At 43.0% G+C, this 14,275-nt stretch carries 15 protein-coding genes; 14 read left to right on the forward strand and 1 reads right to left on the reverse strand.

What is annotated here, in order from left to right:
• Positions 1-9: 9 nt before the first annotated feature.
• Positions 10-1,446 carry an ammonia-forming nitrite reductase cytochrome c552 subunit gene (nrfA, locus tag ABE954_RS06575; RefSeq protein ID WP_042845221.1) on the reverse strand — a complete coding sequence of 479 codons (1,437 nt, stop codon included), beginning with the start codon at positions 1,444-1,446 and terminating at the stop codon, positions 10-12.
• A gap of 808 nt (positions 1,447-2,254) precedes the next feature.
• Here nrfA and napF point away from each other — a divergent pair.
• The 14 genes from napF to ABE954_RS06645 all read left to right on the forward strand — a co-directional run bounded on the left by napF (position 2,255) and on the right by ABE954_RS06645 (position 14,208).
• The gene (gene napF, locus ABE954_RS06580) at positions 2,255-2,746 is read left to right on the forward strand and encodes a ferredoxin-type protein NapF (protein ID WP_129466237.1); all 492 of its coding nucleotides are present in this window, start codon (positions 2,255-2,257) and stop codon (positions 2,744-2,746) included.
• Entirely contained in the window at positions 2,736-3,014 is a 279-nt protein-coding gene (napD, locus tag ABE954_RS06585) for a chaperone NapD (RefSeq protein ID WP_071548302.1), read from the forward strand. The genes napF and napD overlap by 11 nt, the downstream gene beginning before the upstream one ends.
• Entirely contained in the window at positions 2,995-5,481 is a 2,487-nt protein-coding gene (gene napA / locus ABE954_RS06590; RefSeq protein ID WP_048607977.1) for a nitrate reductase catalytic subunit NapA, read from the forward strand. Before napD ends, napA begins: the two co-directional genes overlap by 20 nt.
• Before the next feature lie 6 nt (positions 5,482-5,487).
• The gene (gene napG, locus ABE954_RS06595; RefSeq protein WP_042845217.1) at positions 5,488-6,198 is read left to right on the forward strand and encodes a ferredoxin-type protein NapG; all 711 of its coding nucleotides are present in this window, start codon (positions 5,488-5,490) and stop codon (positions 6,196-6,198) included.
• On the forward strand, positions 6,185-7,048 hold the full coding sequence (gene napH, locus ABE954_RS06600; RefSeq protein WP_131680664.1) for a quinol dehydrogenase ferredoxin subunit NapH: 864 nt from the start codon (positions 6,185-6,187) through the stop codon (positions 7,046-7,048). Before napG ends, napH begins: the two co-directional genes overlap by 14 nt.
• Positions 7,045-7,494: a nitrate reductase cytochrome c-type subunit gene (gene napB, locus ABE954_RS06605; protein WP_042845215.1), complete on the forward strand. Its 450-nt coding sequence runs from the start codon at positions 7,045-7,047 to the stop codon at positions 7,492-7,494. Before napH ends, napB begins: the two co-directional genes overlap by 4 nt.
• Before the next feature lie 9 nt (positions 7,495-7,503).
• Positions 7,504-8,142 (forward strand): cytochrome c-type protein NapC, encoded by a 639-nt coding sequence (gene napC / locus ABE954_RS06610; protein WP_048607975.1) that lies wholly within the window; start codon positions 7,504-7,506, stop codon positions 8,140-8,142.
• Between the two features lie 199 nt (positions 8,143-8,341).
• A complete protein-coding gene (locus tag ABE954_RS06615) occupies positions 8,342-9,082 on the forward strand; it encodes a heme ABC transporter permease (protein WP_042845213.1) in 741 nt (246 codons plus the stop codon).
• Positions 9,079-9,291 (forward strand): heme exporter protein CcmD, encoded by a 213-nt coding sequence (gene ccmD, locus ABE954_RS06620; protein ID WP_048607973.1) that lies wholly within the window; start codon positions 9,079-9,081, stop codon positions 9,289-9,291. The genes ABE954_RS06615 and ccmD overlap by 4 nt, the downstream gene beginning before the upstream one ends.
• On the forward strand, positions 9,288-9,776 hold the full coding sequence (ccmE, locus tag ABE954_RS06625) for a cytochrome c maturation protein CcmE (protein WP_042845209.1): 489 nt from the start codon (positions 9,288-9,290) through the stop codon (positions 9,774-9,776). The genes ccmD and ccmE overlap by 4 nt, the downstream gene beginning before the upstream one ends.
• Positions 9,773-11,704 (forward strand): heme lyase CcmF/NrfE family subunit, encoded by a 1,932-nt coding sequence (locus tag ABE954_RS06630; RefSeq protein WP_042845207.1) that lies wholly within the window; start codon positions 9,773-9,775, stop codon positions 11,702-11,704. The genes ccmE and ABE954_RS06630 overlap by 4 nt, the downstream gene beginning before the upstream one ends.
• Positions 11,701-12,258, forward strand: coding sequence for a thiol:disulfide interchange protein DsbE (gene dsbE / locus ABE954_RS06635; protein ID WP_042845205.1), 558 nt, complete (start codon positions 11,701-11,703; stop codon positions 12,256-12,258). The genes ABE954_RS06630 and dsbE overlap by 4 nt, the downstream gene beginning before the upstream one ends.
• Complete coding sequence (locus tag ABE954_RS06640) at positions 12,255-13,325, forward strand: cytochrome c-type biogenesis protein CcmH (protein WP_042845203.1); 1,071 nt, start codon at positions 12,255-12,257, stop codon at positions 13,323-13,325. The genes dsbE and ABE954_RS06640 overlap by 4 nt, the downstream gene beginning before the upstream one ends.
• Positions 13,326-13,764: 439 nt before the next feature.
• On the forward strand, positions 13,765-14,208 hold the full coding sequence (locus tag ABE954_RS06645; RefSeq protein WP_042845422.1) for a DUF2946 domain-containing protein: 444 nt from the start codon (positions 13,765-13,767) through the stop codon (positions 14,206-14,208).
• Positions 14,209-14,275: the final 67 nt, after the last annotated feature.

Genomic DNA, 14,275 nt, shown 5'->3' on the forward strand with positions numbered 1-14,275 from the left:
GAATCTAGTTTATTTGGCTAATAGGTTATTTTTACGAGCTTGGTCATCCCACTGTGGCACGACTGTTTTTAAGAACTCTTGTTTTTCTGCATTAATTTTTTGCATATCTAAACCAATAGCTTGCTGTGCTTTTTCTTTAGTCGAAATATCGGGAATAGCTATTTCGTGGGTGATCCCTTTCGAACCTAGCAAGCGAGCTAATTTAGTCCGTGCATCCGCAGCCTTATCCATCGCGCCACCTAACATACGCAAACCTTCATCTGGTGCGTGCATATGAATACCGTGAGAGGCAATAGATAAATCCCAGCGCCATTGCGCATGACGAATATCGGTTAAAATTGGTTTCATTTCATCTTCGGTTGCACCTGCATCCCAAGCTGCTTTTGCTTCAAAGTGAGCACGAACTAACTGGTCTTCAACTTTGATTTTCATTTCTTGGATAGCGTGTTTACGTTCAGCGACAACATCTTGCAGTTGTTGTTTACTTTGAGTATGGCAAGTACTACAGGTTTGTTCGAAATTATCGAATGGGTTACCGATTTTATGACTGGTATACAGCTCACCTTTGTCGTTTTGCAGTTTAGGCATATGGCAGTCAATACAGGTCACATTATTTTTACCATGAATACCCGCACTCCAGGTTTCATACTCAGGGTGCTGTGCTTTTAACATGGGGGCTTTTGATAAGGAGTTTGTCCAATCAGAAAAACCGATATTATCGTAGTAAACTTCCATATCCTCGACTTTTGTCCCGTTATCCCATGGGAATTTCACTGATTTTTTATCGCCAGAGAAATAATACTCAACGTGACATTGACCACAGACCATGGATTGCTGGTCGAAGCGACTGGCTGTAGCAAATGGTTTACCAATGGCTTCCATTGCCCGTTCTGCATATGGGCGTGAGAGAGTTAACTCCGGTTTGCCTTTAGCAAAATCGGGTGAATCTGTTTTGTGGCAGTCGGCACAACCTAAAACATTCACAACTTCAGGACCGCCTTTTGCCCATTTGCCTTCAAAGTAGCCATCTTCGCCATGTTCTTGGATTAACCTAGCAACATCTGGGCTTTTACAGCTCCAGCATGCCATAGGCAATGGGCCATCTTGAGCATCTTTTGGCGCACCAGTTCGTAACGTTTCACGAACGTCGATAATTGCATAAGCATGGCCTCGTGGCTTGTTATAGTCGCGAGAGAATGGGTATCCTGCCCAAAGTACCACTAAGCGAGGATCTTCAGCGAGCGCATCTTCGCGGTTGGATTGCTCTGAAGTTGCTCTCCATGAATGGTATTGATCTGGGTGAGCCGCCTCGAAAGTTTCATTTCGAGCATTAATAGTGGAAGTCGTATCTTTAGTGGTAGGGGTTTGTGCATGCACAGAGGTAAATAGAAATATTCCTGCCACCAAACTCAATAAGTATAGTGCATTATTTCTTATGTTTGCCATAAAGGGCCTCGAGTAATGTTAGCCAGCCATCCCTTCATTGTTCGAGTTGTTTTTTTTGCATGTAGCCTGTAACTCGGACGAATTTGGATATATTTTTGTTATATAAGTTTGATAGTAAGCGCACAGATGCTATCAAGACATTGCCAGCCTATATGTGTAACAAAAAACCACACTAAAAATATTGTTTTTGATCAAAAGATAATTTGTATTAAAGGAATAGAATGCAGAGAAATAATAAAAATGAGGTACTGTTAAATCTGATATAGTTATTAGTCACTAGTTTTCAAACTGTTTTAAATGAAATGGATCGTAATGATTCTTATTTTTTAAAATAAAATTAATTTTAATTTAATTCGTTGATTTTATGTGCTTTTTTAAATTTTATTTACTCTTGTATTATTTTTATAATAAAAGAGTAAAAGTAAAATGTGCGTAATATCAAAAATATTGCATATATTTTTTTGCAAAATGACATTGCATATACCACTTTAGTGGTAGTTTTTGGTGTTAATTTAAACCCATAACATTAAAAGTTAGGTTTAATTTAAAAAATCATATTGAATGATTGTTAAAAAATAATTAATAAATTGTCTTAATTACCTCTTTTGGCTCTATTTTGAAGGTCAATCCCATCAATAAAACCAATGTCATCATTTTAGGGCGTAAGTCGTGTTATTACTCCTGTTACCTCCTAGGTAGTATGTATTTTTATAACCTCTCTCGTTAATATTTCTCATAAATACACATATAAAAAATGCGGTTTATTAGTACTTTTTAGTTTTCTTGTTGGCAATGTAAAGGAAAAAACATGGTTGATCTCACCCGTCGGGGAGTATTAACTGGTGCGTGGCGTAACGCAGCTCCAGTGGTTCGGCCGCCATGGAGTGGTAGTGAAGTGCAATTTATCGAATTGTGCACCCGTTGCAACGCGTGTGTGGAAAGTTGTGAAACTGCAATTTTGCGACCAGGCGCGGGCGGCTATCCCGTTGTTGATTTTAAACGCGGAGAATGTACTTTCTGTTACGCATGTGCGGCATCATGCCCTGAACCTATTTTCCTATCAAAACATTCCCAACCTTGGGATATCTCAATTTCGATTGGCCAGAATTGCCTTGCGTATCTTTCGATCGAGTGTCGTCGTTGCCAAGACAGTTGTGAGCCAGAAGTCATCTCTTTTCGTCCGTCACTGGCAGGTATTTACCAGCCAAAAATAGAAACGCAAGGCTGTACAGGCTGCGGAGCTTGTGTTGCAAGTTGCCCAGTATCAGCCATTACCGTGGAGCATGAACATGCACAGTAACTATCAAGTGTGCAGTTTAATCGTACAAGTAAAAAGTGAACGAATGTCTGCTGTGACCGAAAAAATAGAACAATTTTCGAATTGTGAAGTTGCGTTAAGTTCTCCAGACAACGGAAAATTGATCGTTGTGGTTGAAGGTCAAGATAGCAGAGCATTGTTAGATACTATTGATTTAGTACGCGATATTGATGGTGTACTAGATGTTTCGCTGGTGTATCACCAGCAGGATGAGCAAGGTGAGGAAGATTATGAAACTCAGTCGTCGTAGCTTTATGAAAGCCAATGCGATAGCGGCCGCTGCTGCGGCGGCCGGTATTGGTGCACCCAGCATTGCGAAAGCTGTTGTTGGTCAACAGGAAAGTATCAAATGGGACAAAGCGCCTTGCCGTTTTTGCGGTACAGGCTGTGGCGTTCTGGTGGGAACGCAAAATGGCCGTATTGTAGCAAGTCAAGGTGACCCTGAGGCTCCTGTTAACCGTGGTCTGAACTGTATCAAAGGGTATTTCTTACCGAAGATCATGTATGGAAAAGACCGTTTAACACAGCCGATGTTGCGTATGAAAGACGGTGAATATGACAAAAATGGTGAGTTTACTCCAATCACTTGGGAACAAGCCTTTGATGTTATGGAAGAAAAAGTCAAAACCACATTGAAGGATAAAGGCCCTGAAGGCATCGGAATGTTCGGTTCAGGTCAATGGACAGTTTGGGAAGGCTATGCAGCGTCGAAACTGTTTAAAGGGGGCTTCCGCTCGAATAATTTAGACCCGAATGCTCGCCACTGTATGGCGTCTGCGGTTGTTGGCTTCATGCGTACTTTTGGTATGGATGAGCCTATGGGTTGTTATGATGATATTGAGCACGCAGATGCATTTGTTCTGTGGGGCTCGAATATGGCAGAAATGCACCCAATTTTATGGTCACGCATTACTAACCGCCGTCTATCTAATCCAGATGTACGTGTTGCGGTACTCTCCACATTTAAGCATCGTAGTTTTGAATTGGCGGATAACGGGATTGTATTTACGCCGCAATCTGACCTTGTGATCCTGAACTATATCGCAAACTACATTATTCAAAATAATGCAGTTAATCAGGAATTCCTCGATAAACACGTGAATTTACGTCGTGGTGCAACAGATATCGGTTATGGATTACGCCCAACTCACCCATTAGAAAAAAGTGCAAAAAATGCGGGTTCCGATGCATCAGAGCCAATGACATGGGATGAGTATAAGGCATTTGTTGCAGAATATACGTTAGATAAAACGGCAGAAATGACCGGTGTGCCAAAAGATCAATTAGAAGAGTTAGCGAAACTTTACGCTGACCCGAATACCAAAGTGGTATCTTACTGGACGATGGGCTTTAACCAGCATACTCGTGGCGTTTGGGCAAATAACTTAGCGTATAACCTACATTTATTGACCGGCAAAATCTCTCAGCCTGGTTGCGGTCCTTTCTCTTTAACTGGCCAGCCTTCAGCATGCGGTACTGCGCGTGAGGTTGGAACATTCTCTCACCGTTTACCTGCTGACATGGTGGTTACTAACGAAAAACACCGTGAAAAAGTGGAAGGTGTTTGGGGCTTACCTGCTGGTACTATTCCTGAAAAAGTCGGTTTACATGCTGTTGCTCAAGACCGAGCGCTCAAAGACGGCAAGCTGAACTTCTATTGGGTAATGTGCAACAACAATATGCAAGCAGGCCCAAATATTAATGAAGAACGCATGCCAGGCTGGCGTGATCCGCGTAATTTTATTGTTGTTTCTGACCCCTATCCAACAGTCAGTGCGTTAGCCGCCGATCTGATCTTGCCAACGGCGATGTGGGTAGAAAAAGAAGGGGCGTATGGTAACGCAGAGCGTCGCACTCAATTTTGGCGCCAACAAGTTAAAGCACCGGGTGAAGCAAAGTCAGATTTAATGCAGATGGTGTTGTTCTCTCGTCGTTTTAAAACGGATGAGGTTTGGTCTGAAGAGCTATTGGCGAAAAAACCGGAGCTACGTGGAAAAACCTTATATGACGTGTTATTTGCCAATGAAGCGGTGACTAAATTCCCTGTTAGCGAACTCGCTGAAGACCAGTTAAACGACGAATCTCGTGAACTTGGTTTTTATTTGCAAAAAGGCTTGTTTGAAGAATATGCAGGCTTTGGACGCGGGCATGGTCACGACCTTGCTGATTTCGATGAATATCATAAAGCACGTGGTATTCGTTGGCCTGTTGTCGATGGCAAAGAAACCATGTGGCGTTATAGCGAAGGGAACGACCCATACGTTAAAGCCGGTGCTGGTTATCAATTTTACGGTAAGCCAGATGGTAAAGCGGTTATTTTTGCATTGCCATTTGAACCTGCGGCAGAGTCTCCAGATAAAGAATATGACCTGTGGCTATCAACCGGACGTGTATTAGAACATTGGCATACTGGGAGTATGACTCGCCGTGTTCCCGAATTACATCGAGCTTTCCCTGAATCATTAGTCTTTATACATCCATTAGATGCGAAAGACAGAGGGTTACGTCGTGGAGACAAAGTTAAAGTGGTTTCACGCCGTGGTGATGTGACGACGATTGTGGAGACACGTGGCCGTAACAGACCACCGAAAGGCTTAGTGTACATGGCGTTCTTCGATGCTGCGCAGCTAGTGAATAACTTAACACTGGATGCAACGGACCCACTTTCAAAAGAAACGGATTACAAAAAATGTGCCGTTAAATTAGAAAAGGTGTAATAGCTAATGCCCCAGAAAGCGAAAGCTCAAAAGGCTAAGTCCCAGAACAGTCGCCGTCGTTTTTTGCGTGATGTTGCTCGCGCAGCGGGCGGGTTAGCGGCTGTTGGTGTGGTACTGGGGCTTCAGCAACAAACGTCTCGGGCCAGCGGAGTTAGGCTCCGCCCACCGGGCGCTCTTGATGAAAAGGCATTTTCAAGTGCTTGTGTACGTTGTGGTCAATGCGTGCAAGCTTGCCCTTATGACATGTTGAAACTAGCAACATTAGCATCAGGCTTAGCAGCAGGAACCCCGTACTTCATCGCCCGTGAAAACCCATGTGAAATGTGTGAAGACATTCCGTGCGCCAAGGTATGTCCAAGTGGTGCGCTGGATAAAGACATTGAATCAATTAATGATGCACGAATGGGATTGGCAGTTTTGTTAGATCAAGAAAACTGTCTTAATTTTCAAGGGTTAAGGTGTGACGTCTGTTACCGAGTATGTCCACTTATTGATGAAGCAATCACCTTGGAATTGGAACAAAACCACCGAACAGGTAAACATGCGAGGTTCTTACCAACAGTCAATAGCAATTACTGTACAGGGTGCGGTAAGTGTGAACAGGCTTGTGTACTGGAAGAAGCTGCTATCAAGGTATTACCAAGGTCGCTAGCGAAAGGTGAATTAGGTCATCATTACCGTTTTGGCTGGCTGGAGGGCAACAATGGCAAATCGTAAGCGTGATGCCGGACGTGAAGCTCAGACTAAAAAGGGCTGGTGGCATAGCCATAAGTGGTTGGTATTTCGACGTGTGAGCCAATTGCTTGTGCTCGCTATGTTTCTCAGTGGGCCATGGTTCGGTGTTTGGGTTTTACATGGGAACTACAGTAGCAGCTTATTGCTAGATACTGTGCCTTTGACTGACCCACTCATTACCTTAGAAAGCTTAGCAAGTGGATATTTACCCGGTATTTCGGCACTGGTAGGTGCAGTTATTGTGTTCGGGGTATATGCACTATTAGGTAAGCGTATTTTCTGTAGTTGGGTCTGTCCTGTGAATCCGATCACGGATGCGGCAGCTTGGTTGCGCCGTAAGTTTGAGTTAAACCAGTCCGCAACAATACCGCGTTATATCCGCTATGTATTGCTCGGAGTGATCCTCATTGGTTCAGCGGTGACAGGGACTCTTCTTTGGGAATGGTTAAATCCAGTTTCATTAATGGGGCGCAGTTTAATTTTTGGTTTTGGTAGCGGTGCATTAGTCCTCGTTGCACTGTTTTTATTCGATTTATTGGTTGTGGAACATGGATGGTGTGGTCACCTTTGCCCTCTGGGTGCCCTGTATGGCATCGCGGGTTGTAAAGGCGCATTAGTTGTTACAGCGGAAAATAAACAAAATTGTAGCCGCTGTATGGATTGTTTCCACATTTGTCCGGAGCCGCAAGTACTGCGTGCCCCGGTCTTAGATAAGCAAGCCCCAGCGCAGATTACAGATAAAGACTGCATTACTTGCGGTCGTTGTATCGATGTCTGTTCTGAGGATGTTTTTAAAATAACACTACGATGGAGCTCGGGAGCTAAATCATGAAAAATCCTGTCCTGAAAAAGACGCTAAGCCGCGCAATTGCAGGTATGGCCCTTGTTGTTAGTAGTCTTGTTTGGGCTGCTAATGGTGTCGATTTGTCTCAATCACCGGAAGTGTCTGGTACGACAGAGGGAAGCATTCATATTCCGAAAGAACAGGAAAGAATGGCGCTAAACTATGTGAACCAACCGCCGATGATCCCACACAGCGTTGAAGGTTACCAAATTACGACGAATACTAACCGCTGTTTACAGTGCCATGGTGTTGAGAATTACCGGACAACAGGTGCGCCAAGAGTGAGTCCAACACACTTTATGGATGCAACAGGTAAAGTGCTTGGTGAAGTCGCACCAAATCGCTATTTTTGTTTACAGTGCCATGTGCCGCAGTCAGATACGGCACCTATCATTGATAACACATTTACCCCATCCAAAGGCTTTGGGAAATAAGGGGGAGACATGGCAAATAACAATGATAAGCAGGTCAATGGCGAAAAACAGCCGCGTAAAGGGCTCTTTGGCTTAATTGGACGAATATGGCGTTGGTGGCGTAGACCAAGTCGCTTAGCGTTAGGCACCTTATTGCTGATCGGTTTTGTGGGTGGCGTGATTTTCTGGGGAGGCTTTAATACGGGGATGGAAATGGCGAATACAGAAGAGTTTTGTATTAGTTGCCATGAGATGCGTGAAAATGTCTATGAAGAATATATGGATACCATTCACTATACGAACCGTAGTGGTGTGAGGGCGACTTGTCCAGACTGCCACGTACCCCATGAATTTGGCCCCAAAATGGTACGCAAAATTCAAGCCAGTAAAGAATTATACGGTAAGATTTTTGGCATTATTGATACACCACAAAAATTTGAAGACCACCGTTTGGCAATGGCACAAAGCGAATGGCGCCGGATGAAAAATAATGACTCTCAGGAATGTCGTAACTGTCACAACTTTGAGTATATGGATTTTACTGCGCAAAAAGGGGTCGCGGCAAAAATGCATGACCAAGCTTTAACTGAAGGTAAAACCTGTATTGATTGCCATAAAGGGATCGCACATAAATTACCGGATATGCGTGAAGTTGAACCGGGCTTTTAACCTTAGAGAGTCGTTTTACCATTGCTTATAACTATGATTTGTAAACAATGGTTAACAAATAGGCTGGTTATACATCTGAGTATGATCAGCCTAAGTTATATTTGTGTTAAATCAATATATTTGCTTTTTTAACGTGTATTGTATGATGTGCTGTTATGCAGAATTTACTAACAATATAAAAAATCAAGGTAACTAAACTATGTGGAAAAAGCTTCATCAACTTGCCATTCCAGTCAACCTTTACCGGTTATGCGGCCGTCTAGTACCGTGGTTTATTATATTGAGTGTAGTCTGTTTAGCTGTCGGTTGGATTTGGGGTTTTGGTTTCGCACCAACAGATAAAGTTCAAAGTGAAAGTTATCGCATTATGTATATCCATGTTCCAGCTGCAATGTGGTCAATGGGGATTTACGCAGCCATGGCGATCACGGCCTTTGTGGGTTTAGTTTGGCAAATGAAAGTGTCGGAATTGGCCATAGCAGCAATGGCTCCCATAGGAGCAGTGTTTACGTTTATTGCATTAGTGACAGGTGCAACATGGGGTAAACCAATGTGGGGCGCGTGGTGGGTATGGGATGCACGTTTAACCTCAGAGCTGATTTTACTTTTTCTATATGTGGGGATTATTGCTTTATGGCATGCGTTTGATGATCGTCGTATGGCGGGCAAAGCAGCGGCTATTTTAGTGTTAATCGGGGTGATAAATTTACCTATCATTCATTACTCTGTTGAATGGTGGCAAACGCTGCATCAGCCTTCTACTCGTATGCAAGAAAGTATTAACCCTGCAATGCGCACACCACTCCGTTTAGCTATCTTGGGTTACTTATTTTTATTTATTTCTTTGACATTAATTCGTTTACGTAATCAATTATTGATTCTAGAACGCAATCGCCCATGGGTATTAGACATAGTTAATAAGGGAGGCCGCAAGTCATGACATCCGCATTTGCATCTTGGAGTGATTTTTTTGCGATGGGGGGCTATGGTTTTTATGTATGGCTGGCTGTTGCGCTAACCTTAATACCGATTCTGTTACTCTGTTTGCATACATTTTTTCAAAGAAAAATGATTATAAACGCAATTCTTAAACAGCAAGCTCGTGAAGTAAGGCAAAAAGCGGCAAGAGCGCGTAGGGAGGGGATGTGAATATTCGTCGTCGTAACCGGCTTTGGTTAATTTGTTCCATACTTGTCGGTGTCGGTTTAACATTGGCGTTGATCCTATATGCGCTACGCTCCAGTATTGACCTCTTCTATACACCCGGTGAAATTATTTATGGTAAACGGGAAACCCATCAAATTCCAGAGGTTGGGCAGCGTTTACGTGTGGGTGGAATGGTAATGCCAGGCAGTGTTGTACGCGATGACTCAAACCCAAACTCATTAAAAATCACCTTTACGGTTTATGATGCTGAAGGTGAGGTAGATGTGAGCTATGACGGTATTTTGCCCGATTTATTTAAAGAAGGGCAGGGGGTTGTTGTTCAAGGCGAATTACAAGCGAACAACCATGTTTTAGCCAAAGAAGTCTTGGCGAAACACGATGAAAACTACACTCCACCAGAAGTTGAAAAAGCGATGCAAGAAAATCACCGCAGGCCAGCAGCTGCCTATAAGGACAATGCATCATGATCCCTGAAATTGGTAGCATTCTGCTTTGCTTAGCATTAGGTATTGCGGTTTTACTGTCGTTTTACCCTTTATGGGGAGTGGCACGTAATGACGCACGCTTAATGTCATCATCTCGTCCATTAGCATGGTTACTTTTCTTATGTGTCACAGGGGCATTTTTAGTATTAGTCAATGCCTTTATTGTTAACGACTTCTCTGTGACTTATGTTGCTAATAACTCCAACACACAATTACCCATTTGGTACCGCATAGCCGCAACATGGGGGGCTCATGAAGGTTCTTTATTGCTATGGGTATTGTTGATGAGCGGTTGGACTTTTGCCGTAGCAATAGGAAGTTATCGTATGCCACTTGATATTGTGGCTAGAGTACTCGCGGTAATGGGGATGGTCAGTGTTGGCTTTTTGTTATTTATTATCTTCACCTCAAACCCATTTTCACGTACGTTGCCGGCTTTCCCGATTGAAGGGCGAGACCTCAACCCGTTATTACAAGACCCTGGGCTAATTTTTCACCCTCCATTGTTGTATATGGGGTATGTTGGTTTCTCTGTGGCATTTGCCTTTGCCATTGCGGCATTGCTTAGCGGGCGTTTAGATAGCTCTTTCACTCGCTTTGCACGCCCATGGACGATGGCGGCATGGTTCTTTTTAACCCTTGGCATTATGCTAGGTTCGGCTTGGGCGTACTATGAATTAGGTTGGGGCGGCTGGTGGTTCTGGGACCCAGTTGAGAATGCCTCATTCATGCCATGGCTAGTGGGGACAGCTCTGATCCACTCATTATCTGTCACTGAGCAGCGAGCCACATTTAAAGCATGGTCATTATTATTGTCGATTTTTGCTTTTTCCTTGTGCTTGCTTGGCACATTTTTAGTGCGTTCTGGGGTTCTAGTTTCTGTACACGCCTTTGCCTCAGACCCATCCCGAGGACTATTTATCCTTGCCTTCATGGTACTGGTGGTCGGTGGCTCTTTATTAGTGTTCGCATTAAGGGGGCATAAGGTTCGTTCAAGGGTCAACAACGCATTGTGGTCACGTGAGTCCATGCTATTAGGGAATAACGTTATTTTAACGGCAGCAATGTTGGTTGTTTTATTAGGGACATTATTACCTTTAGTGCATAAACAAATTGGTTTGGGGACGATTTCGATTGGTGAGCCGTTCTTTAATACTATGTTTATCGCCTTGATGGTGCCGTTTGCCTTGCTATTGGGGATTGGGCCGTTAGTACGCTGGGGGCGAGATCGCCCTGCTGCTATCAAAAAAATGCTTATTATTGCAACGATAATGACATTAGTGTTGTCATTTGTTTTACCGCTATTAATGGAAGATCGTATTGAGGCGTTAACCGTTGTTGGCTTGATGATGGCGTGCTGGATTGCAATTTTAGCTTTTGCTGAAATGAAAGTTCGTATAAGCAAAAAAATCAAACTAACGCCGAGTTATTGGGGCATGGTTTTGGCGCATTTAGGCTTAGCCGTCACGATAGTTGGGATAGCCTTCAGCCAAAACTACAGTGTTGAGCGCGATGTCAAAATGAAGCCAGGGGATAGCATTAATATTCGGGCTTACACCTTTACGTTTAATGGCGTCAGAGAAGCCGATGGTCCTAATTATCAAGGCGTTATAGGTAGCATCTCTGTAACAGAAAAAGGCAAAGTGGTTAGTATTTTGATGCCTGAAAAACGTTTTTATAACGTTAGTCGTGCTGTAATGACAGAAGCGGCTATTGATGGTGGTTTTACCCGTGATTTATACGCAGCTTTGGGTGAAGAAATATCAAAAAGTACATGGAGCATGCGCTTGTATTATAAACCCTTTGTACGCTGGATTTGGTCAGGTGGTGTATTGATGGCAGTTGGTGCGTTGTTTTGCATGTTTGACCCACGCTACCGTCGTCGTAAATTACAGAGGGAAACGGCATGAATCGCAAAGTCTTTTTAATCCCTTTTATTATCTTTGCAGGGATAGCCGCCGTCTTATTATGGCAGCTAATGCGTAATGCGGAGGGGGATGATCCTCGTTTACTTGAATCTGCTCTAATTGGTAAACCTGTTCCTGTATTTAGGCTCGAATCATTAGAAAACCCCGGGAAACATTATGAATCTGATGTATTAACACAGGGGCAACCGATTTTACTTAATGTATGGGCGACATGGTGCCCGACTTGTCGTGCAGAACATCAGTATCTCAATAAACTGTCTGCACAAGGTGTACGGGTTGTGGGGCTAAACTATAAAGATAAGCGTGATAAAGCGATTGTGTGGCTGCGAGAGCTTGGTAACCCTTATGCACTGAGTTTATTTGATGGGGAGGGGATGTTGGGCCTTGATCTCGGTGTCTATGGCGCACCAGAAACCTTTTTAATCGATGGCAATGGTGTGATCCGCTATCGCCATGCAGGGGCAATGGACGAACGTGTTTGGGAAAAAGAGTTTAAACCCCTTTGGGAACGCTATAATCAGGAGGCGAACCAATGAGGTATTTACTCGGTTTATTCATGTTAGTACTCAGCTCAACAGTCACATATGCGGCTACTGAAGTGTTTACTTTTGATAGTGAACAGCAGGAACAACAATTTCGCAAGTTAACGGAAGAATTACGGTGTCCAAAGTGCCAAAATAACAGTATTGCGGACTCTAACTCAATGATTGCGCTGGACTTACGTCAAAAAGTGTATGAGTTGATGAAAGAAGGTAAAAGCCGGGACGAGATTGTTGATTACATGGTTGCCCGCTATGGTTATTTTGTGACTTATAACCCGCCATTAACGCCACTCACCATGATGTTATGGGGCTTACCTTTTGCCGCCATCGCATTGGGGGGATGGATTATTTTTGCCCGTTCGAGAAAACGGGTGCGTATCAAGCAGGTGGAACAGGGTAATGATGGCGTATTACCAGAAGCCTCCCGAGCCAGTAATTGGGTTTACCTTCCAGGGTTAGTGATTGCTTTAGGTGTAGCTGGCGGCGCCTATTATCAAGTGGGTAGTTACGCTAAAGTCACGGATTGGAATAATGCTTACCAACAAGCCCCAGCTTTACTAGATAGAGCATTAGACCCTTCTGAGCCCCCGTTGAACAATGCGGAAATGGAACACTTAGCTTTAGGCTTACGGACACGTTTACAAGAAGACCCTCAAAATATCGAGGCATGGGTGATGTTAGGGCGAATTGGCATGGTACTCAATAATGCGACCATGGCGACAGATGCTTATGGCAGAGCTTATCGTCTTGCGCCTAAAGATGAAAACGTCATTATAGGGTATGCCGAGGTTCTTACTCGCTCGTCTGACCCTGAAGATAACCGCCAAGGTGCTGAATTGCTCAAAAAATTAATTGCTAAAGATCGCACGAATGTGAAAGCGCTGAGCATTTTTGCTTTCAATGCATTTGAACAAGAGCGCTATGCAGAGGCAATTTCAGCTTGGCAAATGATGTTAAAATTATTACCTGAAAATGATCAGCGTCGGCCGATTATCGAGCGCAGTGTTGAGCAGGCTTTGATGATGGTACATGAAAAGAAAGGGACGCCGACAGGTAAGTAATATCCTTCTTGATAATGTTATACAGGCGAAAGTCTGTATAACATTCATTTCTTATCGTTCACTTCAGTTTTTTCTAATTTCAGTTGCTTATTAAAGAAAGCTAATAATCATTATTTTAATATGGTTTTAGCTTTTAATTATATTAAAGGTAACTTATTTATATTTTTACTTATTATTTTATGATTGCAATCATGTCTTTTCTATCTGCTAGTTTTCATTTACCGCTTTCAAATAATATTCATCCAACAAATGATGCCAATAGGATAGGTAAATCCTAAAACAAACAGTTGTATAAAAGCGAAAAGCCTCCTTTCACTGTACAAATAGTACAAAATTGTCGTGCGATTTAACATTAATGGTGAAAATCAATAACATTAGGCATCCAAATAAGATACACTTTCGCCCTATAAAAATGGGTATTGAAAATAACGGAAAAACGTTGCACCTGCGTCCTTTTATCAGACAGTTAGCTGCTTATCTTGCTTTACTTGCTGTCGCAATGCTGTTTATTGCTCCTTTGGTTTCAAAATCAATGGAACATGCAACCGCTTGCACAGAAGCACATAGTGAGACGGCTGCGCCTTTGATGCATAAGCATCAGGGGGAAGTAATGCCTGAAAATTGTGAGCTATCGGTACCCATGAATCATATGTTAATGACAGGGGTTGGTCAGTCGCCTATGGAAGACATAGCCTGTGGTTACTGCCAGTTATTGATTCATTTCCCATTTCTAATTCTGTTTGTTGCTGCGGTAATCCGTCAACTGGCAACCCTGGCAATTTTTATCCCCTTTGAGCGTTGTATTCAATTTTGGCTGTATAGGCCGTGGTCATTACATTTAGCTAGAGCCCCTCCTCAATTCCTATGCTTATCTAAAAATTAATTATTTTTCAGACTGTTATTTTGTGTTTTTTTGCACAGAAGGTTTTTCATCATCTTGGATTTTTACT

It is taken from the genome of Providencia sp. TYF-12, from assembly GCF_041344805.1.
In the GTDB taxonomy this organism is placed as follows: Bacteria; Pseudomonadota; Gammaproteobacteria; order Enterobacterales; family Enterobacteriaceae; genus Providencia; species Providencia huashanensis.